Below are 22,777 nucleotides of genomic sequence, written 5' to 3' on the forward strand. Positions count from 1 at the left end.
TCAGTTGTCGCCTTCGATCATCATGAATTTGCCCCGCACCGCGTCGCAATTCGGGCAGGTCCAGTCCGCCGGCAAAGCCGTGAACGGCGTGCCGGGCGGAATCTGCGCCACCGCGTCGCCCTGCGCCGGATCGTAGACGGTCCAGCAGATGCCGCATTCCATCCTTGCGGCGTCGGCGATATCCTCGCGGACGCCGAAATTCTCAAAGCTGCTCATTTGAAATAGGCCTCTCTGATCTCGGCCAGCCGCTCGGCGGAATCCTCAAAATCCTCATTGGCGGCGATCGCAACGGTCGGCACGCCGCCGACCTCGAGCGTGTCGAGAATGATCATGTCCATGGCGTTGAAAAACTGCACCGACCAGACATTACGGACCCCGGTGGCCAGCACACGGCAGGTGCCGTAGCCGCGCGACACCAGGCGGATCGGCCCGTTGCGCAGGGTCTGCTGCAGGAAGGTCATGTCGACCGGGCTCATCGGCAGCAGCGTGAAGTTGATGACGCGCGACGGATCGCCAGGCTGATAGGCCAAAGCACGGTCGCGGATTTCGCTCAAGACCGGCATCACATTCATCGCGTCGGGCGGCGGCGTGCCGGGGACGAGATCCGGCGCGGTCAGGTCGGAGGCGGCGCGCAGCACCAGTTCGGGGATTGCCGCGACCTCGACATAGTCCCTGGGCGCGTCGCCACCCTCCAGCCTGATCTGCCACAGCCCGGCCAGCACCGATTCCTGGATCTGCGCCACCGATCCATCCGGCAGCGCCACCACGCCGCTGACCTCGCCTTCGCCGAACACGTCGGCGACCAGCTTGCGCTCCATCGCGGTGAAATCGTCGAGCCGGAATGCGCGTGACGGCGCGTCGGCGCGCTGGCTGGCGAGCGCCGCGGTGAGTTGCTCCAGCAGCGCCATCGCGCGCGGGCATTGCGCGGCCAAAGCGGCGCCGTCGAACGACGCCAGCGCCTTGATGGCACCGGCGCCGGTCAGGCTGCCGTGCCGGGCGTCGAGGCTTTCGTCGCCGATCGGGAATACATTGATCGGCTGTTCGGCGCCTTCCGGCGCCACCCAAAAACCCTGCTTCATGACGCCCCCCGATTCAAAAACGACATCGACTTGACCACCTTGGCGCTGCTGCGCGCCGGCTGGCCGCCACGGTCGAGTACCGCGCTGATCCGCGCGACGTAAACCGACCAGTCCTTGATCTTGGGAATGATCTCCAGCACCTCGCCGCCGCCCCACAGCACCAGGCTCGGATAGACCTGAACCGAGAAGCGGGTTGCCAATGCGGCCTCGGCCTGCGGCGCGATAACCGCGCCGTGCAGCCGGCCCTGGAACGCCTCGATCAATTCGGGAAGCACCACGGCGACATCGGCGGCTTCGGGCCAGCGCTGGACGTCGCCGGAAAACAGCAGGATCGGCACCGCGCCTGCTGCCTCAGCAGATGTCAGGAATGCGTCCACCTCCGCGACATCGAGTGTCGGCAGACCGGGCCGGAGACGGATGGATGGCGTGCGCGATGTCATGTTTCCTCCCATTGGACGGGTTTCCGCCTCTTGTTGGGCAATTTAGTTGTCACTCGAGTAGGTCGTATACCAACGTGAGCAAGTTGCATGCCAGCGCTGGATATCGATTATCCACCCGTAACACATTGTAATACCGCCTCATTGGCGGTGTCGGAGACCATCTGCCCAAAGGGGTGTTAATCTACCTCGCTTCATTGGATAGTTGCTTTCCACCGCCGCCATGGTGACGGTCGCGCTCCTCCGGGCGGCTAACCGTCCCGCAGATGGGGCGGCAATTGCGGCTCGCGATCGATCAGGTCGGCGAACAGATGGTCGAAGCTGTCGCCGTTGCAGGCCGCCGCCAGCCCCTCGAGGGCATTGTCGATCTGTTCGGCTTCCACGGCGTCCAGCAGCCGAACCGCATTGTCGATGAACACCAGCACCCGGGCGCCGACCGGCGGGCGGTCGAGCAGCAGCACCGAGACCCGGCGCTGCTCGCCGCGCCGTTCGCACAGCGCCGACATGCCGTTGGTTTCGACGATCGTCATGGGGATGCCGAGGCACATCGAAGGTGACCTATCCGTTGACGTTGGCGGCGTCGCGCCGCTCATAGCGCGCAAGATCGATATCATTGCCGAGCAGGCCTTCGGATTCGGCGAGCGGCGTGGTGCGCGCACTGACCGGCACGTCCCATTCGGCGAGCACCGCGCAGGCCGCCGCGATCGCCGGACCGATCTGCGCGCGCACCGGGTCGGTGAGGGGGCCGCCCCAATCCTCCAGATCCAGCGCCTGGCAGCCGATCAGCACCAGGCGCGCGGGATATCGCCCGAGCAGATCGGCCGCGCTCAGCACCTCCTGAAAGCCGGTCTGGTGTAGGCTCATCTTCTTGACGCCGGTGAATTTCGGCACCTCGTCGTCGCGCACCAGCTTCAAAGTGCCGGGGGCGACGCCGTAGTCGATGGCGTCGAACACGATCAGATCGTCGGCCTCCTGGACGAAATTGACCAGGTACAGCCCCTGGGTGCCGCCGTCGAGCAGGGTGACGTTGTCGGGCATTGTGAAGCGGCGGTGGAATTCCTCCACCACCCGGACGCCGAAGCCTTCATCCGCCCACAGAATATTGCCGATGCCGAGCACCAGCACGCGGCGCGGCCGATCCAGAGTCTGCTGCCTGTCGCGTGCGATCATGGTGCTCACCGCGGAAAATCGTCGATGTCGTCGCGGAACAGGCGTTCGCCGGACACCATCGACGAGATCATGCTCTGGCGGCTCAGGATGTCCTCGCGCACCGCGGCATAGACATGCACGATCGCGAAGATGGTGATCGCCCACATCCCGAGATGATGCCAGGTGTGCAGCGATTGGCTGTTGGGGAAGACCCAGAACATGAAGCCGAAGACTTTGTGTTGCCAGCTATCGATGCCTTCGCCTTCGGAATACAGTGCCATGCCGCTCAGCATCATGAAGATCAGGAACAGCATGAAGGAGAACATCGCCACATGCGCCAGCGGGTTGTGGCCGATATATTTCTTCGGGTCCCTGACCATGAACATGTACCATTTCAGCTCGTACAGGATGCCCCACCACCAGACCCGGTTGAAGATCGGCAGATAGAAGACCTGGCGGGAGAATTTATTGCCGACAAAGGCCCAATATAGCCGCAGCAGAAAGAACACGATCAGGGTCTGGCCCGCGGCGAAATGCGCGAAGCGGATATAGCCCATCTGGAAGCTCGCCGAGGCCTCGCCGGGGACCGACGGCAAGGGCGTGCCGATGAAATAGCCGGTGACGCATAGCACCAGGATCAACGCCGCGTTGACCCAATGCCAGATCCGCACCGGCGCTTCGTAGACGTAGACGGTCTGCAGCGATTTCACGCGCTCGCCATTGGCGTCGAGAACGCCATGCATCCGTGCAATCTCGGTCATGATCCTCTCCCTGCGGCCCGCGCTCGCCCGGTGGGCGATTCGCGCATGGGCCCTATTGCGATATGCCGGACGGGGCGGCGAGGGTGATCGCCGCCCGCGATGCATCAGCGAACCGTGACCCGGCTCTTTTCCTGGCCGTCCTCGCTCATCACATGGGTCGAGCAGGCCAGGCATGGATCGAAAGAATGCAGCGTGCGCAGGATCTCCAGCGGCTTTTGCGGATCCGCCATCGGCGTATCCATCAACGACGCCTCGAACGCGCCGATATTGCCCTTGGGGTCGCGCGGCGAGCCGTTCCAGGTGGTGGGAACGACGCATTGATAGTTGTCGATCTTGGTGTCCTTGATCTTGATCCAATGCGCCAATGCGCCGCGCGGCGCCTCAGTGAAGCCGTAGCCCTTGGCATTGGCGGGCCAGCTTTCCGGCTTCCATTTTTCGACATTGGCGGTCGACGAATCGCCGTTTTTGATCCGGTTGACCAGCTTGTCCTGGAAATGCCGCATCTGATGCGCCGCCCATTGGCATTCCAGCGCGCGCGCGGCGGTACGGCCGAGCGTTGAGAACAGAGCGGGCAGCGGCAGGCCGAGCGTCTTCAGCAGTTGGTCGGTCGGCTCCTTGAATTCCGGCTTGTTCTGCGCATAGCCGACGATATAGCGCGCCAGCGGTCCGACCTCGACCGCGTGACCGCGCCAGCGCGGCGATTTGATCCAGGAATACTTGCCGCCCTCGTCGAGCTCCTTGATGTCGGTCTTGGTGCCCTTGGCGTTGGGACCGAGCTGGTAATTCGGCTCGGTGACGCCGTCCCAGGGATGCAGGCCCTTGGTCTCGTCGGGATATTTGTACCAGGAATGGGTGACGAATTCCTGGATCTGCTCTGGATCGCCGTGATCGATCGGCAGCACCTCGCCCAGATTGCCGTTGATGATGACGCCGCGCGGCAATTTCAGGTTCGCCGACGCGTAATCATTGGCGTTTTCCGGGATGTCGCCGTAACTCATCACGCTCTTGCTGGACAGGCCGCCGCCATGCAGCCAGTCCTTGTAGAACGAGCCGATCGCGATCACGTCCGGCACATAGACCTTCTCGGCGAACTCGATGCTGCGATCGATGATCGACGACACCAGGTTGAGCCGTTCCATGTTGATGGCGCCGACCGCGCCGGTGCCGTCGACATTGATCGCGCAGGGAACGCCGCCGACCAGCCAGTTCGGATGCGGGTTCTTGCCGCCATAGATGGTGTGGATCTTGACGATTTCCTTCTGGAAATCCAGCGCTTCCAGATAATGCGCCACCGCCATCAGATTGGCTTCCGGCGGCAGCTTGTAGGCGGCGTGACCCCAATAGCCGTTCTTGAACGGGCCGAGCTGTCCGGATTCGACGAATTTGGTCAGCCGGGTCTGCAGGTCCTTGAAATAGCCGGGTGACGACAGCGGCCAGCTCGAGACCGATTGCGCCAGCAGCGAGGTCGCCTTCGGATCGGCCTTCAGCGCCGAGACGACGTCGACCCAGTCGAGCGCGTGCAGATGATAGAAATGCACGATGTGGTCGTGCACCTGCAGGCACAGCTGCATGATGTTGCGGATCGAATTGGCGTTGTCCGGGATCATGATGCCGAGCGCGTTCTCGACCGCGCGGACCGAGGTCAGCGCGTGGGTGCCGGTGCAGACGCCGCAGATCCGTTCGGTGAAGGCCCAGGCGTCGCGCGGGTCGCGGCCGCGCAGGATGGTCTCGATACCGCGCCACATCGTGCCGGTGGACACCGCGTTGCGGATCACATTGTCGGAGTCGACATTGACCTCGACGCGCATGTGACCCTCAATCCGGGTCACCGGATCGACGACGATGCGGCGTCCGGAATTGTCGAGCGAAAAGCCGTTCGGCGTGGTGATGTTGGTCATGATGCGTCCTTCCGATCAGCCGGCCGACTTGCCATTCGATGTGCCGTTCGATGTGCCGTTGCCCGGCGGGCTGTCGTCCTTGCGCCGCGCCAGATTCCGGACCGCAGTGACCCCCGCATGGGCGGCGATCGCCCCGCCGACCACCACGGCGGCGGTCTGGCCGATCTTGTCGGCATTGGCCTCGATGCCGAATTGCTTGATCGTGGTGAGCCGATCGTAAAAGCTGCCATTGTCCCAGAAGCCGTCTTCCGAGCAGCCGATGCAGCCATGGCCGGATTGGATCGGGAACGAGACGCCGTCGTTCCAGCGCACCGTCGAACAGGCGTTGTAGGTGGTCGGGCCCTTGCAGCCCATTTTGTACAGGCAATAGCCCTTGCGCGCGGCGTCGTCGTCCCATTCCTCGACGAATTGCCCGGCGTCGAAATGCGGCCGGCGATAGCATTTGTCGTGGATGCGCTGCGAGTAGAACATTTTCGGTCGGCCCTGCCGGTCGAGTTCCGGCAGCTTTCCGAAGGTGGTGATGTAGCTGACCACGCCGGTCATCACTTCGGCGATCGGCGGACAGCCCGGCACCTTGATGATCGGCTTGTTGCTGATCACCTTGTCGATCGGCACCGCATGGGTCGGGTTCGGCTTCGCCGCCTGGACGCAGCCCCACGAGGCGCAGGCGCCCCAGGCGATCACCGCCATCGAATCGTCGGCCATCAGCTTCAGCTTCTCGACGAAGGGTTTGCCGCCGTCGATACAGAACATGCCGCCTTCATTGAGCGGCGGATTGCCCTCGACGGCGAGAATGTACTGGCCTTTGTACTTCGCCCGGGTTTCCTCGAGGATCGCCTCGGCCTGATGGCCGGCCGCCGCCATGATGGTGTCGTCATAGTCCAAGGAGATCATCGACAGCACGGCGTCCTTGGCCAGCGGATGCGCCGAGCGCAGAAAGCTCTCCGAACAGCAGGTGCATTCGAGGCCATGCATCCAGATCACCGGCACGCGCGGCTTGGTTTCCAGCGCATTGGCGATCCGGCTGGCGCCGAGCGTGCCAAGGCCGAGGCTGGTCGCGGTCAGGCTGCAGAATTTGTGAAAGCTGCGACGCGTGATGCCCTGGCGGCGTATCACGTCGTAAAAAGTCTCTGTGCCAGCGCCCATGGCCCCTCTCTGACTGTTTCCTCAATTCGCCCCGATATGGCCGAGGTCGATAGCAGAAAGGTATCAGCAAGAAGCAGGCCAACCCTTCGGAGGCCACAATGAGCCGCGAAACAGCTGGATTTCGTCGCGTGGAGATCAATTAGGACGCGGTGCAACGCAGCATCGCCCTGCCGGGGCCGAAAGGAAGTTATCCTGGGTGGTAAGCAGCTATCCGGCCGCGGTGCTGCGAGGCGCGCGCCTTGGTTTAGTGAGCGGTGCAGACCATGCAGGGATCGAACGATCGCACCACATGTTGCACGGCGACAGACTCCGCGCCCGCACTGCCAACCGCGGTGCCGACCAAGGCTTGCTCCAGCGGGCCGGGCTGGCCGTCGGCATCGCGCGGCGAGAAATTCCAGGTGGTCGGCGCGATGATCTGGTAGCGGGCGATCTTGCCGTGGCGAAGCTCGATCCAATGGCCGAGACTGCCGCGCGCGGCTTCGACCATCCCGGCGCCGCGGCCCTCGTCGGGTGGCGCGACGTCGGCGCAGAACGGCTCGTTGAGCCGCAGCGCACGCACCCATGTCTCCATCGCCAGCGCCAGATGGGCGGTCTCGAGCAAGCGGGCGATGACGCGGTTGCGGACATTGCTGCCGGACTGGCTCACCAATGCGCGCAGCAGGGCATTGCCATTGACGGCCTGCCGCGCCAGCGCGCCGACTTCGACCGGGCGGCCGCCCAGCCGCGGCGCCTTGGCCCAGCTATAGGCGCCTGGTTTGTCGGCATCGGGAATCGTCGTGCTCAGCGCCGGATCGGTGGCGCCGTCGCGCATCCATGCGTGCGATACGTCCTCGGCGATCTCGGCCGTGGCAAGCGCCGCGCCGCCCGCTTGATCGAATATGCCGCGTTCGAACAGCGCGCCGTGCTCGCCATGATAGGCGCCAAAGCTCATCAAGGTGCCTGGACCCTTGCCGAGCCGATCGAGTTGCAGCGCGTCGGCGATCGCGAGGAAGCGGCCGAGATCGCCCGCGCGGCCGTCGCGCCAGCGATCGAAGGCGGCGATCGTGTCGAGCGCAAGCACCGCCTCGAGCCGGTCGCCGAACACGGAGGTCTCCAGAAACGACCGAAAGCCGCCGACGATCGATAAGAGCCGGATCCGCTCGCCGAGGTCGATCGCCCGCGTGGTGCCGCCGGGTTGAAACGCCAGGCTGTGCGGCCATTTTCCGGCGATAATGCCCATGATCTCCAACAGCCGCGCGCGGGCCGGCAGCGCGTCGCGGCTGGCGCTGCCGGTGGTGGCGGCGAAGCGTGCGGCGGTCGCCTGGTGCCAGGGCGCAGCGGCGTAAGCGTCGCGCGCGAAATCCGGCATGAAGAAAATGTAGAAATGCGTCAGATGATCGGCGGCATTTTCGGCCGCATGCGCGATATTGGCCGTCAGCACGCCGTTCGGCGCGGGCGCGATCCCGAGCGCACCGCGCAACGCCGCGACCGCGGCGATTGATTGCGACACCGAACAGATGCCGCAGATCCGCGGCGCCAGCGCCAGCGCGTCGAGCGCCGGGCGGCCATCGAGGATCTGCTCGAAGCCGCGATACAGCGGCACGGAAACTTCGGCCGTAGCGACCACGCCATCGGCGATCTCCAATCTGACTTCGAGATCGCCCTCCACCCGGTTGAACGGGCCGATGATGAGGCGCGTCATGAGGTCTGCTTGCCGCCGCGGCTGGGCGGTACCACGATGTGATCGGAGGTGGCATTCGCCCGCACGCGCTTCGGCGTGGCGGATTTCGACAGCGCCGACAGCGCGACGAACCAGGCCTTCGGCATGTCGAGCGGCAGGCCGACCGGAATGCCGGCGAGTTTGCTGGTGGCGAGAAAATTCCGCGCTGTCTCGAAGCCCGGCGAGGTGCAGGCGATGCAGGCATAGCCGCCTTTGGTGCAGGAGCCGCCGCCGTTCCAGGAGCGCTGATTGCAATCGCCCACGGCCTGGGTGGCCTTGCAACCCAGATGTTCCATCAAGCAGCCGCGCTCCGACATCGTTTCGGCGCTGGCCTTGAATTCGTAGAATTCGTTGCGCGCGCAGCCGTGATGGGCGAGGTGGTTGGCGATGAATTTCGGCCGACCATAGGGGTCGAGCTCACTGGTTGCGAGGTCGCCGCCGGACAGCGCGATCAGCGTCTCCATGATCCAGCCGGGGTGCGGCGCGCAGCCGGCGATGTTGATCACCGGCGCGCCGCGCCGCGATCGAAACGATTCGCCCAGCGCGCCGCCCGGCGCGGTGCCGTCGAACTGCAAGCCGGTGGCATCGGTGGGATTGTTGCCAGCGGCCGGAACCCCGCCATAGGCCGCGCAGCTGCCGACCGCCACCACATAATCGGCCAGCTCGGCCAATTCGGACACCCAATGATAGATCGACCGGCCGGTGCCGGCGAACATGTTGAAGCGACCGCTGCCCTGCGGGCCGCGTAGCACCGATCCTTCCAGAATCAGCGCATCGAGGGCAATCGACCCCGCCCGCACCTGGTCGAGGATCGCGACAACTTCGTGGCCGGTGGCTTCGCTCACCGAGGGGTGCCAGATCAGCCGGATTCCGAAGGATTTGAGCTCTTCGAACCAGCCGGACTGGCCGGATTCAAGCACCGCCATGGTGCAGCCGCCGCAACTGCCGCCCTGCAACCAAAGCACATTGAACATTGGCGGATGAAGGGCTTGCTGCATTCACACGGCCATCTGTTCCCTGGGATTATTCTTGAGCGATCGAGCGCTTGCGCCGATCCTAATCGGTTTTCGCCGGCAGCGTAAAGATGCGCCGTGCCGCGCGCCTATCGGGATCATCCCGGAGGTGCTCCGCCTCCGTCAAATGGCTCGGCCTTCGTCTATTCGCGCCGAAAGCTGTGCTACGATCGTTCGATCACCGGGTCATCGGACCTGCGCGCTCGCGGAGAGGCCATCATGCAACGCATCACCATCACCCTCGACGACGATCTGATGGAGGACCTCGACCGGATGATCGCCGAACAAGGCTATCAGAACCGCTCCGAGGCGATCCGGGATTTCACCCGGGCCGGGATGCAGCAGGCGGCGCAGAAGGCCGGAAAGTCCGGGGACTGCGTGGCCGCACTGGTGTATGTCTACGACCACGCCGCGCGCGATCTGTCGCGCCGCCTGGTCGAGAATTATCACGGCCACCACAATCTTTCGCTGGCGACGCTGCACGTCCATCTCGACGACGACAATTGCATGGAAATCACCGCGCTCAAGGGTTCCAACCGGGAGGTTCAGCATCTGGCGGAACACATCATCGCCGAACGCGGCGTGCGCTATGGCCGGCTGGTGATGATCCCCAACGCAGCCGCCAAGCCGCCTGCCGCGAATCGCAAAATATCCGGGCATTCGCACTGACGCCGCATTCCGCGGCCTCCGGTCACGCGGGCCCGCGGGCGACCATGTGGCGGGGCTGCCGACGATAGTCTTGATCGCAGCTTGAGCTTCTCCCTATAAGATGGCGCTCGCGCGATATCGCGCGTGACGCGAATCGATGTCGGGCCGGGTTGCGGCCGCGACGTCAGCACCGGATCTCATGCGCTTCACATTCATCCACGCCGCCGATCTGCATATCGATAGTCCGCTGGCCGGGCTCGGCCTGAAGGACAAGGCGGTCGCCGCCCGCTTTGCGCAGGCCGGCCGCCGCGCGGTCGAGGCGCTGATCGAGGAGACCATCGCCAGCAAGGCGGCGTTCCTGATCATCGCCGGCGACATTTTCGACGGCGACTGGAAGGACGTCACCACCGGACTGTTCTTTGTCCGCGCCATCAGCGCGCTGCATCGCGCCGGGATTCCAGCCTTCATCGTCAAGGGCAATCACGACGCCGCCAGCCTGATGTCGCGGGAACTGCCCTATCCGGACACGGTGACGACCTTCGCCTCCGGCAAGGCGGAGACCGTTATGCTCGACGCCTGGCGGGTCGCGCTGCATGGCCGCAGCTTTCCGCAGCGGCTCACCTCCGAATTCGTCGAGAGCTATCCGGCACGCCGCGACGGCTGGCTGAATATCGGCGTGCTGCACACCTCGCTCGACGGAACCCGTGGCCATGAGGGCTATGCGCCGTGCTCGATCGAGGATCTCAAACGCTTCGGCTATGATTATTGGGCGCTCGGTCACGTCCACGCCGCCGACATCGTCAGCCGCGATCCGTGGATCGTCTATCCGGGCAATCTGCAGGGCCGCAGCGTGCGCGAGACCGGCGCCAAGGGCGCGATGCGGGTCACCGTCGAGGACGGCCGCATCGTCGATGTCACGCCGCTGGCGCTCGACGGCGCGCGCTGGGCGCAGCTGTCGGTCGATGTCGCGGGCCTGGCGTCCGAGGACGAGGTGATGACGCGGGTCCAGGACGCGCTGGCGCAGGCTCAGGCGCAAAGCGAGGGCCGGCCGCTGGCGGCACGCGTGACGCTGGTCGGCGCGACGCTGCGGCACAATCATCTGCTGGCCCGGCGCGAGGCGCTGCAGGACGATGTGCGCGCCAGCGCCTTTCAATTGTCGGCCGATTGCTGGGTCGAACAGCTCAAGGTCAAGACCAGCCTGCCGCCGCAGCCGCACGCGGCGCTGTCGACGGCCGATGTGCTCGATGTCGATCGTCTGGTCGCGGAGGCTGCTGACGATCCGGACTTCGCCGCGGCGCTGGCCGAGCTCACCGACGCGATCAAGGCGAAACTGCCGAAAGACCTGCATGACGCGTTCGCGCGATCCGACGCGCTGGCGACGCTGATCGACGACGCGCGCGCCACGTTGGCCGGAGATCTGTCGTGAGGATCGAACGGCTGGTGCTCGAGCGCTACGGCGCCTTTGCCGACAGGACGCTGTCATTCGCCCCCGGCGCCGCGCTGCATGTCGTGCTCGGCGCCAACGAGGCCGGCAAGACCACGGCGCTGTCGGCGATCGGCGACCTGCTGTTCGGCTTCGGCGGCCGCACCGCCTATGATTTCCGGCACGACAGCAAGATGTTGCGGATCGGCGGCAGCTTTCGTCATTCCGATGGTCGGCTGATCACCGCACGGCGCCGCAAGGGCAACAAGAATACGCTGATCGACGCCGACGACCAGCCGCTGCCCGACGATCTGCTGGCGCCGCTATTGGCCGGATTGTCGCGCGAGGCGTTCGGCCGCGAATGCGGTCTGACCGCGCAGGCGCTGCGCGACGGCGGCCAGGAGCTGCTCAATGCCGGCGGCCGGCTGGCGGAAACGCTGGCGGCGAGTTCGGCCGGCATGGCGGCGCTGTCGCGGACCAGGCAGCGGCTGCAGGACGAGGCCGACGAGCTGTTCACGCCGCGCAAATCCGCCGGCAAGCCGTTCTATGTCGCGCTCGAACGCCGCGACGATTCCGACCGGGCGCTGCGCGATGCCATCGTCACCCGCGAGGCGATCGCGCAGGCCGAGGCCGCTGTGCTGCAGGCGCGCGAACAGCTCGCGGCGCTGAACGCGGCGCATGCCGAGATCGGCGGCGCGCTGGCGCTGTGGCAGCGTACGCTGCGGGTCCGCTCGCATTTGGCGCGGCTCGACGGCATCGGCGCCGAACTGGCCGCGCTGGCCGATCTGCCGCCGGTCGCCGCTCCCTCGGTGGCGGAATGGCGCGCCGCGCTCGATAGCCACGCCGCGCTGGAGCGCGAGATCGCCGCGCTCGACGCCGACGCGGCGGCCGACGCCGCGGAGATCGCCGCGATGGCGGTCGACGAGAGGCTGCTGTCGGAAGGCGCCGCCATCGATGCATTGCGCGAACGGCTCGGCGCGGTGCGCAAGGCGCTCGACGATCTGCCGCGCCGCCGCCAGGCCCGCGAATTGGCGCAGGCGCAGCTCGACGACGCGGCGCATCGTCTGGGGTTGGCATCCCATGCGGAGCTGCTGGCGCGCCTGCCGAGCGATCCGGCGCTGGCGCAAGCGCGCGAACTGATCGAGCGCAACCGGCGCGCCGCGCAGGCGATCACCGAGGCCGAGGCGCGACATGCGCGCGCGCGGCAGGAGCGCGACGACTTCATGGCCGAGGACGGCGTGGCCGATGCCGTCGTCGATATCGAACAGCTGCGGCAGCGTTTCGATGCACTCGGCGATATTCCGGCCCAGGCCGACCGGCTGCGCCGCGACGGCGCGGCCTTGAGCGCCGACAATGCGACGCTGCAGGCCTCGGTGGCGTCGCTCGATCCGTCGCCGGGCGCGCTCGACCGGTTGCGGGCGATGCCGCTGCCGGATCATGCGGCGATCGCGAAATTCGCCTACGCCACCGAACTCAGCGAGGCCGACGCCAAGCGGCTCGCCGAAGCGGCGAGTACCCAGGAAGACGCTATCGTCGCCATCGAGGCCGAATTGGTCGGGCTGTCGAGTGCCGGCACCGTGCCCAGCCGGGCGGATCTGTCGCGCGCGCGGATCGAACGCGATGGCCGGCTCGACGGCTTGCGCACGGTGCTGGATGGCGACCCGAGGGCTCGGGCGCTGCAATTCGATGAAGTGGTGCGGTCGTCGCAGGCGATCGATCGCGTCACTGACCTGTTGCTGGCCGATACCGAGCGCGCCACTCGCCACGATGACGCGCGGCTGCGGCTTGCGGCCTTTCGCGAGGAGCGCGATCGCGTCGCCGCCAAGCTCGCCATCTTGCAGACCAGGATTGCCGAGGTCGAAATCGCGTGGCGGCATGCCTGGGCCGCCTCCGGGATGACGCCCCGCTCTGCGCCGGAAATGCTGCGCTGGCGTGAGCGGTTCGACGAAATTCTGGCGCGTCTCGGCAGGCGCGACGCGCAGCAGGCCGAGATCGACGCGCTGGCGGCGCAGCTGGCGCAGGGCAAAGCCGCCATCCTCGCCTTCCTGGCCAGTACCGGGCGCGTGCCCGACGACACGCTGCCGCCGGATCTGCTGTATCGCGAGGCCAAGGCCCGGTTCGAGCAATTGCAATCCGCCTGGGCCGAGGCCAAGGCGCGTGACGTCGCCAAGCAACGCATTGACCGTGATCTGACAGAAGCTCAGGCGGCGCGCGAGCAGGCGCAAGCCGAACTGTCCGCTGCGCGCGACGGCTGGGCCGCGGCGATGGCCGGCATCGGCCAGCCCGACGCAGCCACGACGGCGCAGGCCGAAGCGGCACTCGCGGTGTGGCAATCGGTGGCGGTGCCGAAGGCGAGCTTCGAGGGCGAGGGCCATCGGGTCGTGACCATCGAGACCGACCTTGAGGCGTTCGATCGTGATGTCTTCGCGGTGGTCGATCGCGCGGCGCCGCAGTTGAAAACGCCATCGGCGCAGGACTCGTTGGCGCGGCTGACGCAGACGCTCGCCACCGCCCGCCGTGACAGCGAAACCTGCCGGCGGCTCAGCGACGCCGCGATCAAGCGCGCGGCGAGCCGCGACGCGCTGCTGGTCCGGCGCGGCGCCGCCGAAGCGGTGCTGAGCGAGGCCTGCCGGATGCTGGGCGTGGCCGGTTTCGCCGAGCTGGCGAACCCGCTGCAACGTGCCGCCGAGCGGCATCGCCTTGAGACTGATCAGGCCGGGCTGCGGCGCGATCTTTACGAGATCGGCGACGGCCGTGACGAAGCCGCGTTGCGGCTGGAGCGCGACGACCTCGATCTCGACCTGCTGCCCGGCGACATCGACCGCGAGCGGCAACGGCAGGCGCAGCTGCTGAACGACATCGCCGCGGCGTCGGCGCTGCAACATCAGGCGCAGGTCGAGCGCGATGCGTTGGTGAAGGGCAAGGACGCCGCGGCCCAAGCCACCGAGCGCGCCGACGCCGCCGCCGAATTGCTGTCGATCGCCGAACGCTGGCTGCTGCGCGCGGCGGCGGCGCGGCTTGCCACCCGCGCCATCGAGCGGCATCGCGCGATGGTGCAGGATCCGCTGATCGCGCGCGCCAGCACGCTGTTTGCGACCGCGACCGACAACGCCTTCGGCGGTCTCGGCGTCGACTATGGCGACGACGATCAGCCGATGCTGGTGGCTACGCGCGCCGATGGCGACCAGGTGCAGGTTGCCGGGCTCAGCGAAGGCAGCCGCGATCAATTGTTCCTGGCGCTGCGGCTGGCGCTGCTGGAGCGCCATAGCTCCGAACCGATGCCCTTCATCGGCGACGATCTGCTGACGAGCTTCGACGACAAGCGCACGCTGGCGACGTTGCGGTTGCTGGCCGCCGCCGGGCAGCAGCGTCAGATGATTCTGCTGACGCATCATCGTCATGTCGTCGACCTGGCGAAGTCGGTGCAGGACCAGGCGATCGATTTGATCGAGCTGTGACAGCGCATTTTGATCCGGCCGTCGCGGCCGCTCAACCGCGGGGCCGTGGCGCGGGGCACCGGCGTGGTCGTGAAATACCGTTGGATGCCGGCTTGCTAATTTGGGCGGGGGAGTGGAACTTTCAGGGCTCGCGGGAACTTTGTCCAGCATGTGGCGATGTCGTCCCGACTGGCCGGCATCGGATGGTTCTCGCCGCGATGCGCCCGGCCTCAGCCGCATGCTCGCATGACAAGGAGTTATGGTGACCGCGCGGCTTCGTAAATTTCTGTCTGACCTGGCCGAGACCTTCTGGCTGGTCCCGGCTCTGCTGGTATTGGCCGGCATCGTCGCGGCGCTCGGGTTAATTCATGTTGATCGCGTCGGTGTCGTGCCGACCGTGCTGCTGGAAAACTGGCTCTACAATGGCGGCGCCACCGGCGCCCGGACGCTGCTCGGCGCGGTGGCGTCGTCGACCATCGGCGTCGCCGGCACGGTGTTTTCCATCACCATCGCGGCGCTGTCGCTGGCCGCAGGCCAGATGGGGCCGAGGCTGCTGCGCAACTTCACCCATGACCGCGGCAACCAGCTCACCCTGGGAATCTTCTTGGGGACGTTCTGCTACACGCTGGTGGTGTTGCGCAGCGTGCGCACGCCGGACGAGGGCGCGTTCATTCCGCATCTGGCGCTGGGCGTCGGCATCGCGTTGGCATTCGTCTGCGTCGGCACGCTGGTCTATTTCGTCGGACATATCGCCAGCCGGATCAATGTCGATACCGTGGTCGGGCTGGTCAGCGAGGACGTCCAGGAGGCGATGGGGTGGTTGACCACCGACGAGCGGCAACCCGAGCCGCCGCCGCTGTCTTTCTGGCGTGACGCCGAGCCGATCCACGACTCCCGGCAGGGCTATTTGCAGCAGCTGGACGAGGAGGGCCTGGCAACCTGGGCCACGGAAAACAACACCGCGATCCACCTCCTGGTGCGGCCCGGCGATTATGTGTTTCCGGGCGCGCCGATCGCAGTGATCAAGCCGCCTTGCGAGGGGGCCGATCAGGCAGTTCGCAACGCCACCGCGCTGGGTCCGCAGCGCGTCAGCTCCACCGACCTGCGCTTCGCGATCCGGCAACTCGTGGAGGTGGCGGTGCGGGCGCTGTCGCCGGGGATCAACGATCCGCACACCGCGATCAGTGTGATGGATCGGCTCGGTACCGCGCTGTGCGAGATGGCGAAGCTCTATCTGCCAACCGGCGTGACCAAGGCGGAGGGCCGGCCTGTGTTGGTGGTCCCCCATATCCAGTACGAGGAATTGGTCGACGCCATGTTCCACATGATCAGGCAAAACGCTGCGGGGCAGCCCGTGGTGCTGATCCAGTTGCTGGAGGTGCTGACCCAGGTGGTCAGCGTCGAGCGAAAGCCCGATCGCATGGCGCTGGTCAGAAAACACGCCGATCTGGTGCTGCGCGATGCCGAACGCGATATCGCCACGGCATCCGATCTGAGTGACTTGCGGCGCCGGCATCGCGCCTTTGTGACCATGCTCCAGCACGGCCCGATGGGCCAATTCGACGCGCAGAGCTGAAGTCGCGTCGCGATCAGCTGAGATTGGCCAGATCGAGGATGCGCTGCCGCCGCCGGCTCGATGCCGCGTCGATCAGCATCCGTCCGGCCCAGCGATAGACGTTCCATTCCCTGATCTGCTGGCGCATCGAGCGCATCCGTTCCTGCTGCTCGCGCTCCGGCATCCGCAGCGCGATGTCGAGCGCGGTGGCCATTTCATGCAGATTGTAGGGATTGACGATCAACGCCTCGTTCAATTCGCGCGAGGCGCCGGTGAAGCTCGACAGCACCAACACGCCGCGTTCGTCGTCGCGCGCGGCGACGAATTCCTTGGCGACCAGATTCATGCCGTCATGCAGGCTGGAGACGATGCACAGATCGGCGGCGCGAAACAGCTTGAACACCTCGACTGCCTCGTGATGGCGAATCAACAGCCGGATCGGCTTATAGGTCTCCGAGCCGTGCCGCTGGTTGATCTCGTCGGCGAGGGCCTCCGCGTCGGCTTGCAGCGTGCTGTAGCTGGCGAGTTTGCTGCGCGTCGGGGCGGCAACCTGAACGAACACCAGCCGGTCCTTCCAGTGCGGTTCGCGTGTCAGCAGATCGTCGACCGCTCTCAGGCGATCCAGAATGCCCTTGGTGTAGTCAAAACGCTCGATGCCGATCGCCAGTTTGATATCGGCGCCGATGCCGAGCGCCGCCCTGACCTCCAACCGGCAGACCTCGACCGGGGGTTGGCCTTCGAGCGCGACGGGGGGCCACTCGATCGAGATCGGATAGGGTCGAATCATGGTTTCGTGACCGCTGAGCGTGACCGTGGCGTGCTCGCGATCGATCCGGCTTTCGACGAAGCGATCCACCGTCTCGAAGAAATTGTTGCAGTGAAACTGGGTATGAAAGCCAACGATGGTGCTGCCGAGCAGGCCATCGATGATCTGCTCCTTCCACGGACAGATGCTGAAGGTCTCGGCATTGGGCCAGGGGATGTGCCAGAAGGTGATGATGGTCGCTTTCGGCAGCCGTTGCCGGATCATCCGCGGCGCCAGCGCGAAGTGGTAGTCCTGGACCAGCACGATCGGATTGTCGGTCTTCGCCTCTTCGACCACGGCGGCGGCGAACCGCTCATTGATCGCCTGATAGTAATTCCAGTCCGACTCGCGAAACAGCGGACGCACAAAGGCGATGTGGCACAGCGGCCATAGGCCCTCATTGGCGAAGCCGTAATAGAAGCCGTCCTGTTCTTCGTCGGTGATCCACAGCCGGCGCAGCGTGTAGGCCGGATGATCCGGCGGAACGCCGAGCCTGTCGTGACGATCGACGGTGTCGCGGTCGGCGTTGCCGCTGCCATGCGCGATCCAGGTCCCGCCGCAGGCGCGGATCACCGGCTCCAGCGCCGAGACCAGGCCGCTCGCCGGCACCTGCACGGTGATCTCGCCGCTGTTGGCATCGCGGTTGTGGATATAGGGCTCTCGGTTGGACACGATCAGCACCTCGGCGTCGGGAAGCGTGCTGCGCAGCAGTTCCTGCAAGGTGTGCGGCGACCAGTCGATCTGCGCGCCCTTGATCGAATTCGGACCGCCCTCGATCTCGCCGAGCAGCTTCTTGATCTGAATGTCGATCGCCGAGCTGTCGCGGCGTCGTTCCAGCGGTATCGAACCGGAGCGAACCTCCTCGACGGCGCGGCGCAGCGAGTTCATCCAGCCGCGCAGCATCACGAACACGAACAGGGCGGCGCTGCCGGCGATGGCGACGGCCACGCCGATCAATGTCGCGATCATGAAGCCCTGGGCTTCGTTGGAGCGCGCATCGATGAAGCTGAGATCGTGCAGGATCACCAAATAGGATTTCTGATTGCGTTCGACAATCGGAAACGCGCCGACCATAATGCGCCGGCCATCATTGCGGATGTTGGAGAAGCTCACGGCCTCCGAACGCGCCACCTTCTTGCAGGAAAAAGTCGTCGGCATCAGTTTGGTGGGGGCGATCAGGTTCCCCGCTTCATTGCATAACCCGACCGCGAGAATCCGCGGGTCCAGCGCGACGCCTTCGAAGAGAACGGAGAGTTGCACGCTGTCGTCGTCGGCGATCGCGCGGACCACCGGGCCCTGAATCGCGTTATAGACGAGGCGCGATCGGGCCTCGACGTCGCTGCGCGACCATTGTTCGATCAGGCGCTTGGAAAACGGCGCGATGGCCAGTCCGAGAAGCACCGTTGCCGCAATTCCGAGCCCGAGATATTTGAGGGCGGCCTTGTAGCGATGCTGCATGTCTGGAATCCCCTGCGCGTCACGCCGTGTCTACACCACGAGCCCCGCCGCGTCAGGTCGATTCCGCTTCGCGATGGGTGGCCGGCCAACGCGGCAAGGCATGCCGCCGCAACGGCCGCGAGGCTCGTCATGGCGGTTTCGTAGGGCGAGCGGCGTCTTCATGCAACGGCCAGTCCGACAAAGCGCCGATCTGAAACGCACAGGATTATTTCTTCGTGCCGACGCCGAGCTTGCCGACCATCCAGGCGAGGCTGAGGCCCTGCACCACGATGGTAAAGACCGCGACGGTGTAGGTTGCCGCGGCCAGCGCCGGCTTGAACTCGTTGGGTGAGATCGCCAAGACCAGCGCCACCGAAATGCCGCCGCGCACGCCGCCCCAGGTCAGGATCCGGACGGTTCCCCTTTCGAAGCGATAGCCCAGCCGCAGCAGATTGATCGGCAGCGAGACCGAGAGAAATCTGGCAATCAGCACGATCGGTATCGCGGCGAGCGCGAGCGGCGCCAGCGTGAGATCGGCGCCGAGCACCAGCACTTCAATGCCGATCAGCAGGAATAGAACGGAATTCAGCATCTCGTCGATCAGCGTCCAGAACCCGAACAGATAACGGCGGGTGACGTCGCTCATCGCCAATTCGGCGCCGCGATTGCCGATCAGCACGCCGCAGGCCACGACCGCGATCGGACCGCTGACATGAAGCCTTGCGGCCAGGGCGTAGGTCCCCGTCACCAGCGCGATCGAGATCAGGACCTCGATCGGATAGTCGTCGAGCATCCGCATCCCCCGATAGGCGATGTAACCGGTCACGAGGCCCAGCAGTGCGCCGCCGCCGGCCTCGACGGCGAACAGACGGGCGAATTCGATTGGTCCGAATTCGCCGCCGGCGGTGGTCGCCGCGGCTAACAGAATCGTGAACAGCACGACGCCGACGCCATCGTTGAACAGCGCCTCGCCGGAGATGTCCATTTCCAGCGACTCAGGAATCGAGATCGTCTTCAGCGTGCTGAGCACTGCGATCGGATCGGTGGGGCTGATCAGGGCGCCGAACACCAGCGCCCAGGCGAACGGCATCGCGATGCCGAACAGTTTCGCGGCCAACCAGAATCCGGTGCCGACCAGCGCCGTCGAAATAAAGACGCCGAGCGTCGCCATGGTGCCGACGATCCATCTGCGCGACCGCAAGCGCGACAGATCGATCTGCAGGGCGCCCGCGAACAGCAGGAAGCCCAGCATGCCGTTCAGCAGCGTGTCGGAGAAATCGATGCCGCGCAGCAGCGTCGAAATTTCATGAAACACCGGCGCGTCCGGAAATGCCAGTTCGACCGCGACCAGCACCAGCGAGGCCAGCAGCCCCATCAGCAGCAGGCCGATCTGGTTGGGCAGACCCAACACGACGTGGTTGATCCACGCGAACGACGCGGTCAGCACAAGCAGGATGGCGATGACATCGAACAGTGACAACATGTGCGGTGCCTTGCAGCTTGGGGGGCTTAAACCAAAAAGCGCCGTGCAAGGCGCGATTCAAGCTTGTTCAGCCGGGCGGATGGTGGTCCCGCGTCCGGCCGGTGAAGTCAACCCTGGGCGGCCCGACGGCAGGTCGTGACACGGCTTGACTTCGTGGCGAGGCTTCGGGCTGGATGACGGACGAATCGCGTGAAGGCAATTCGAGGGGTGATCGATGGACGCGACACCGTTGATTGGGGTCAAGGCGTGCGTGTTCGACGCCTATGGCACGCTGTTCGACGTCGGCAGCGCCGCGAACCGTTGTGGCGACGTGCTCGGCTCCGACGTCGATCGGCTCGCCGCGCTGTGGCGGGACAAGCAACTGCAATATACTTGGCTGCGCGCGGCGCAGAAGCGACACGCGGATTTCTGGCAGGTCACCGCCGATGCGCTGGATTTTGCGCTGGCCAGTTTGCGGATCGAACGGCCCGGCCTGCGCGACCGGTTGCTGAGTCTTTATATAACGCTGGATGCCTATCCGGAAGTTCCGGACGTGTTGCAGCGCATCAAAGAGGCCGGCCTGCGCACCGCGATCCTGTCGAATGGGTCCCCCGACATGCTCGCCGCGGCGGTCGCCAGCGCCAAGGTGGCGGAGCTGATCGATCTGGTGTTGTCGGTGGAACAGGTCGGCGTGTTCAAGCCCGATCCAAAAGTGTATCAGCTGGCGCTCGATCAGTTGGAATTACCGGCCTCGGCGATCTGCTTTCAATCCTCCAATGGCTGGGATGCCTATGCGGCATCGGCTTTCGGCATGCAGGTGGTCTGGTGCAATCGCATGGGGCAGGTCGCCGAACGATTGCCTGGGCGTCCCGATCGGGAGATCCGGTCGCTGGCGGAGCTTCCCGGAATACTTGGCCTCGATTGAGGCCGCCCCCGACTAAACCCCTGTCATCGTTATCCCGCAATGCAGTGCACGTCGATCTCGGCGGTTCGGCGCAGCCTTGTGAGGGCGCTATGCCGGAAACCGGGAATTGGTTCGACCAGCGGCAAATAAGCGCAACGCAACAATCAGCGACGCCTCGGCCGTGATTGCTAACTTCTCATTGTCAACTACTTCGCCGGATAGCTTCGTTAGACAAATGTAGCGGTTGACGGCTTGATTGCCGTTGCCCACGATCCGGCCATCAGAGTCAGAAGAACTCGTGACCTGAGGGGACTTGTGCCCGCTTCGGGCGCGAGTTGTCTCTGTCATAAAAAAGTCAAGTCGAGGCAACCCCAGGAGAGATAGATGGCCGACAATCGGTTTATTATTGATCGTAGAACCGCGCTTAAGACCGGCATTGCAGGCGCTGCCGCTCTTGCCACCCCGGCATTTTTCATTCGCGACGCTTGGGCCGACGATTTCTGCAACATGCCGAAAGGCAAGACCGTCACCTTCGGCTTCAACGTGCCGCAGTCCGGGCCCTATGCCGATGAAGGCATGGACGAGCTTCGCGCCTATCAGCTCGCGGTCAAGCACCTCAACGGCGAGGGCGACGGCGGCATGCTGAAGACGATGAAACCGACCGCGCTGAAGGGCAATGGCGTGCTCGGCAAGAAGGTCGCCTTCGTCTCCGGCGATACCCAGACCAAATCCGACGCCGCCCGGGCATCCGCCAAGCGGATGATCGAAAAGGACGGCGCCATCATGATCACCGGCGGCTCGTCCTCCGGCGTGGCGGTGGCGGTGCAGTCGTTGTGCCAGGATGCCGGCGTGATCTTCATGGCCGGCCTGACCCATTCCAACGACACCACCGGCAAGGACAAGCGCGCTTACGGGTTCCGGCACTTCTTCAATGCCTATATGTCGGGCGTCGCGCTCGGCCCGGTGCTGGCCGAAGCCTATGGCAAGGACCGCAAGGCCTATCACTTGACCGCCGACTATACCTGGGGCTGGACCCAGGAAGAGTCGATGAAGAACGCCACAGAGAAAGAGGGTTGGCAGACCGTCAAGGCGGTTCGTACCCCGCTCGGCGCCGGCGACTTCTCGCAATACATCACGCCGGTTCTCAATTCCGGCGCCGACGTGCTGATCCTGAACCACTACGGCAAGGACATGATCAACTCCTTGACCCAGGCGGTGCAGTTCGGTCTGCGCGACAAGATGGCCAATGGCAAGAAGTTCGAGATCGTGGTGCCGCTGTTCTCCGAGCTGATGGCTCAGGGCGCCGGCGACAAGATCAAGGGCATCTACGGCACCGCCAATTGGGACTGGAAGCTCGAAGACCCGGCGACCAGCGCCTTCACCAAATCGTTCGGCGCCGAATATGGCGCTCCGCCCTCGCAGGCGGCGCAGACCTGCTACGTCCAGGCGTTGCTTTATGCCGATGCCTGTGAGCGCGCCGGTAGCTTCAGCCCGCCCCAGGTGATCAAGGCCCTGGAAGACTTCAACTTCGATGGCATGGGCAACGGCAAGACCTTGTACCGTGGCGCCGATCACCAGTGCTTCAAGGACGTGCTGGTGGTGCAGGGCAAGGAAGCGCCGAAGGACAAGTACGACCTTCTCGAAGTCAAGAAGATCGTTCCGGCGTCGCAGGTGACCTATGATCCGAAGATCTTCGGCGGTGAGCTCGGGTCGAGCGCGGCGATAAAATGCTGATATTCGCAACTGATCGAATCCGCTACAGCTGATTCGACCGGTTTGAGTCCCCGGTCGGCTGGGCCCCCAGGTTCAGCCGACCGGCTTGTGTTCTGCGGTCGTGACCGACCGAAGCGTATTCCGAAGCTGAAACGAAGCTGGAATGCCGGATCGATCGGGTCGGATCTGCCGCCGGGCGGTCCGCGATTGA

The 22,777-nt window shown here is 65.2% G+C and carries 18 protein-coding genes; 6 read left to right on the forward strand and 12 right to left on the reverse strand.

Translation table 11 applies throughout. The annotated features are described in order from the left end of the window. The 10 genes from RBJ75_RS27100 to RBJ75_RS27145 all read right to left on the reverse strand — a co-directional run bounded on the left by RBJ75_RS27100 (position 1) and on the right by RBJ75_RS27145 (position 9,143). The gene (locus RBJ75_RS27100) at positions 1-216 is read right to left on the reverse strand and encodes a rubredoxin (RefSeq protein ID WP_044408681.1); all 216 of its coding nucleotides are present in this window, start codon (positions 214-216) and stop codon (positions 1-3) included. After that, positions 213-1,079: a hydrogenase expression/formation protein gene (locus RBJ75_RS27105; RefSeq protein ID WP_044408678.1), complete on the reverse strand. Its 867-nt coding sequence runs from the start codon at positions 1,077-1,079 to the stop codon at positions 213-215. The genes RBJ75_RS27100 and RBJ75_RS27105 overlap by 4 nt, the downstream gene beginning before the upstream one ends. Continuing rightward, positions 1,076-1,519, reverse strand: a complete 444-nt coding sequence (locus RBJ75_RS27110; protein WP_044408714.1) for a hypothetical protein — start codon at positions 1,517-1,519, stop codon at positions 1,076-1,078. The genes RBJ75_RS27105 and RBJ75_RS27110 overlap by 4 nt, the downstream gene beginning before the upstream one ends. A 248-nt stretch (positions 1,520-1,767) precedes the next feature. Further along, a complete protein-coding gene (locus RBJ75_RS27115) occupies positions 1,768-2,064 on the reverse strand; it encodes a HypC/HybG/HupF family hydrogenase formation chaperone (protein ID WP_044408675.1) in 297 nt (98 codons plus the stop codon). Positions 2,065-2,074: 10 nt separating this feature from the next. Next, the gene (locus RBJ75_RS27120) at positions 2,075-2,686 is read right to left on the reverse strand and encodes a HyaD/HybD family hydrogenase maturation endopeptidase (RefSeq protein ID WP_044408672.1); all 612 of its coding nucleotides are present in this window, start codon (positions 2,684-2,686) and stop codon (positions 2,075-2,077) included. 5 nt (positions 2,687-2,691) lie between these two features. Next, positions 2,692-3,426: a Ni/Fe-hydrogenase, b-type cytochrome subunit gene (cybH, locus tag RBJ75_RS27125; protein ID WP_052628877.1), complete on the reverse strand. Its 735-nt coding sequence runs from the start codon at positions 3,424-3,426 to the stop codon at positions 2,692-2,694. Between the two features lie 104 nt (positions 3,427-3,530). Then, positions 3,531-5,324, reverse strand: a complete 1,794-nt coding sequence (locus RBJ75_RS27130; protein WP_044408669.1) for a nickel-dependent hydrogenase large subunit — start codon at positions 5,322-5,324, stop codon at positions 3,531-3,533. A 15-nt stretch (positions 5,325-5,339) separates the two neighbouring features. Continuing rightward, on the reverse strand, positions 5,340-6,470 hold the full coding sequence (locus tag RBJ75_RS27135; RefSeq protein ID WP_044408666.1) for a hydrogenase small subunit: 1,131 nt from the start codon (positions 6,468-6,470) through the stop codon (positions 5,340-5,342). A 244-nt stretch (positions 6,471-6,714) separates the two neighbouring features. Beyond that, on the reverse strand, positions 6,715-8,151 hold the full coding sequence (locus tag RBJ75_RS27140) for a nickel-dependent hydrogenase large subunit (RefSeq protein WP_044408664.1): 1,437 nt from the start codon (positions 8,149-8,151) through the stop codon (positions 6,715-6,717). Further along, entirely contained in the window at positions 8,148-9,143 is a 996-nt protein-coding gene (locus tag RBJ75_RS27145; protein ID WP_044408661.1) for a HupU protein, read from the reverse strand. Before RBJ75_RS27145 ends, RBJ75_RS27140 begins: the two co-directional genes overlap by 4 nt. A gap of 258 nt (positions 9,144-9,401) precedes the next feature. Here RBJ75_RS27145 and nikR point away from each other — a divergent pair, with 258 nt between their 5' ends. From nikR to RBJ75_RS27165, 4 genes are all read left to right on the forward strand, one after another. Next, positions 9,402-9,851, forward strand: coding sequence for a nickel-responsive transcriptional regulator NikR (gene nikR, locus RBJ75_RS27150; RefSeq protein WP_044408708.1), 450 nt, complete (start codon positions 9,402-9,404; stop codon positions 9,849-9,851). A 178-nt stretch (positions 9,852-10,029) separates the two neighbouring features. Further along, positions 10,030-11,256 (forward strand): exonuclease SbcCD subunit D, encoded by a 1,227-nt coding sequence (locus RBJ75_RS27155; RefSeq protein WP_044408658.1) that lies wholly within the window; start codon positions 10,030-10,032, stop codon positions 11,254-11,256. Further along, on the forward strand, positions 11,253-14,711 hold the full coding sequence (locus RBJ75_RS27160) for an ATP-binding protein (RefSeq protein ID WP_276156301.1): 3,459 nt from the start codon (positions 11,253-11,255) through the stop codon (positions 14,709-14,711). Before RBJ75_RS27155 ends, RBJ75_RS27160 begins: the two co-directional genes overlap by 4 nt. Before the next feature lie 241 nt (positions 14,712-14,952). Then, on the forward strand, positions 14,953-16,266 hold the full coding sequence (locus RBJ75_RS27165) for a DUF2254 domain-containing protein (protein WP_044408566.1): 1,314 nt from the start codon (positions 14,953-14,955) through the stop codon (positions 16,264-16,266). A 13-nt stretch (positions 16,267-16,279) separates the two neighbouring features. Here RBJ75_RS27165 and RBJ75_RS27170 read toward each other — a convergent pair whose 3' ends face one another. After that, the gene (locus RBJ75_RS27170; protein WP_044408563.1) at positions 16,280-18,508 is read right to left on the reverse strand and encodes a trehalose-6-phosphate synthase; all 2,229 of its coding nucleotides are present in this window, start codon (positions 18,506-18,508) and stop codon (positions 16,280-16,282) included. Positions 18,509-18,713: 205 nt separating this feature from the next. After that, entirely contained in the window at positions 18,714-19,970 is a 1,257-nt protein-coding gene (locus RBJ75_RS27175; protein ID WP_276156303.1) for a cation:proton antiporter, read from the reverse strand. Between the two features lie 214 nt (positions 19,971-20,184). Between RBJ75_RS27175 and RBJ75_RS27180 the strand changes: the two genes are divergently transcribed. Beyond that, the gene (locus tag RBJ75_RS27180) at positions 20,185-20,874 is read left to right on the forward strand and encodes a haloacid dehalogenase type II (protein WP_044416755.1); all 690 of its coding nucleotides are present in this window, start codon (positions 20,185-20,187) and stop codon (positions 20,872-20,874) included. A 363-nt stretch (positions 20,875-21,237) separates the two neighbouring features. After that, positions 21,238-22,587 carry a substrate-binding protein gene (locus RBJ75_RS27185; RefSeq protein WP_044414174.1) on the forward strand — a complete coding sequence of 450 codons (1,350 nt, stop codon included), beginning with the start codon at positions 21,238-21,240 and terminating at the stop codon, positions 22,585-22,587. The last annotated feature ends 190 nt before the right edge of the window (positions 22,588-22,777 follow it).

It is taken from the genome of Rhodopseudomonas sp. BAL398, from assembly GCF_033001325.1.
In the GTDB taxonomy this organism is placed as follows: Bacteria; Pseudomonadota; Alphaproteobacteria; order Rhizobiales; family Xanthobacteraceae; genus JARJEH01.

What these genes read in the sequence shown, in the direction of transcription:
- RBJ75_RS27130 (WP_044408669.1), bottom strand. Translation starts at nt 5,324, where the DNA reads ATGACCAACATCACCACGCCGAACGGCTTTTCGCTCGACAATTCCGGA.
- RBJ75_RS27140 (WP_044408664.1), bottom strand. Translation starts at nt 8,151, where the DNA reads ATGACGCGCCTCATCATCGGCCCGTTCAACCGGGTGGAGGGCGATCTC.
- RBJ75_RS27135 (WP_044408666.1), bottom strand. Translation starts at nt 6,470, where the DNA reads ATGGGCGCTGGCACAGAGACTTTTTACGACGTGATACGCCGCCAGGGC.
- RBJ75_RS27120 (WP_044408672.1), bottom strand. Translation starts at nt 2,686, where the DNA reads ATGATCGCACGCGACAGGCAGCAGACTCTGGATCGGCCGCGCCGCGTG.
- RBJ75_RS27170 (WP_044408563.1), bottom strand. Translation starts at nt 18,508, where the DNA reads ATGCAGCATCGCTACAAGGCCGCCCTCAAATATCTCGGGCTCGGAATT.
- cybH (WP_052628877.1), bottom strand. Translation starts at nt 3,426, where the DNA reads ATGACCGAGATTGCACGGATGCATGGCGTTCTCGACGCCAATGGCGAG.
- RBJ75_RS27100 (WP_044408681.1), bottom strand. Translation starts at nt 216, where the DNA reads ATGAGCAGCTTTGAGAATTTCGGCGTCCGCGAGGATATCGCCGACGCC.
- RBJ75_RS27175 (WP_276156303.1), bottom strand. Translation starts at nt 19,970, where the DNA reads ATGTTGTCACTGTTCGATGTCATCGCCATCCTGCTTGTGCTGACCGCG.
- RBJ75_RS27155 (WP_044408658.1), top strand. Translation starts at nt 10,030, where the DNA reads ATGCGCTTCACATTCATCCACGCCGCCGATCTGCATATCGATAGTCCG.
- RBJ75_RS27115 (WP_044408675.1), bottom strand. Translation starts at nt 2,064, where the DNA reads ATGTGCCTCGGCATCCCCATGACGATCGTCGAAACCAACGGCATGTCG.
- RBJ75_RS27145 (WP_044408661.1), bottom strand. Translation starts at nt 9,143, where the DNA reads ATGTTCAATGTGCTTTGGTTGCAGGGCGGCAGTTGCGGCGGCTGCACC.
- nikR (WP_044408708.1), top strand. Translation starts at nt 9,402, where the DNA reads ATGCAACGCATCACCATCACCCTCGACGACGATCTGATGGAGGACCTC.
- RBJ75_RS27185 (WP_044414174.1), top strand. Translation starts at nt 21,238, where the DNA reads ATGGCCGACAATCGGTTTATTATTGATCGTAGAACCGCGCTTAAGACC.
- RBJ75_RS27180 (WP_044416755.1), top strand. Translation starts at nt 20,185, where the DNA reads ATGGACGCGACACCGTTGATTGGGGTCAAGGCGTGCGTGTTCGACGCC.
- RBJ75_RS27105 (WP_044408678.1), bottom strand. Translation starts at nt 1,079, where the DNA reads ATGAAGCAGGGTTTTTGGGTGGCGCCGGAAGGCGCCGAACAGCCGATC.
- RBJ75_RS27110 (WP_044408714.1), bottom strand. Translation starts at nt 1,519, where the DNA reads ATGACATCGCGCACGCCATCCATCCGTCTCCGGCCCGGTCTGCCGACA.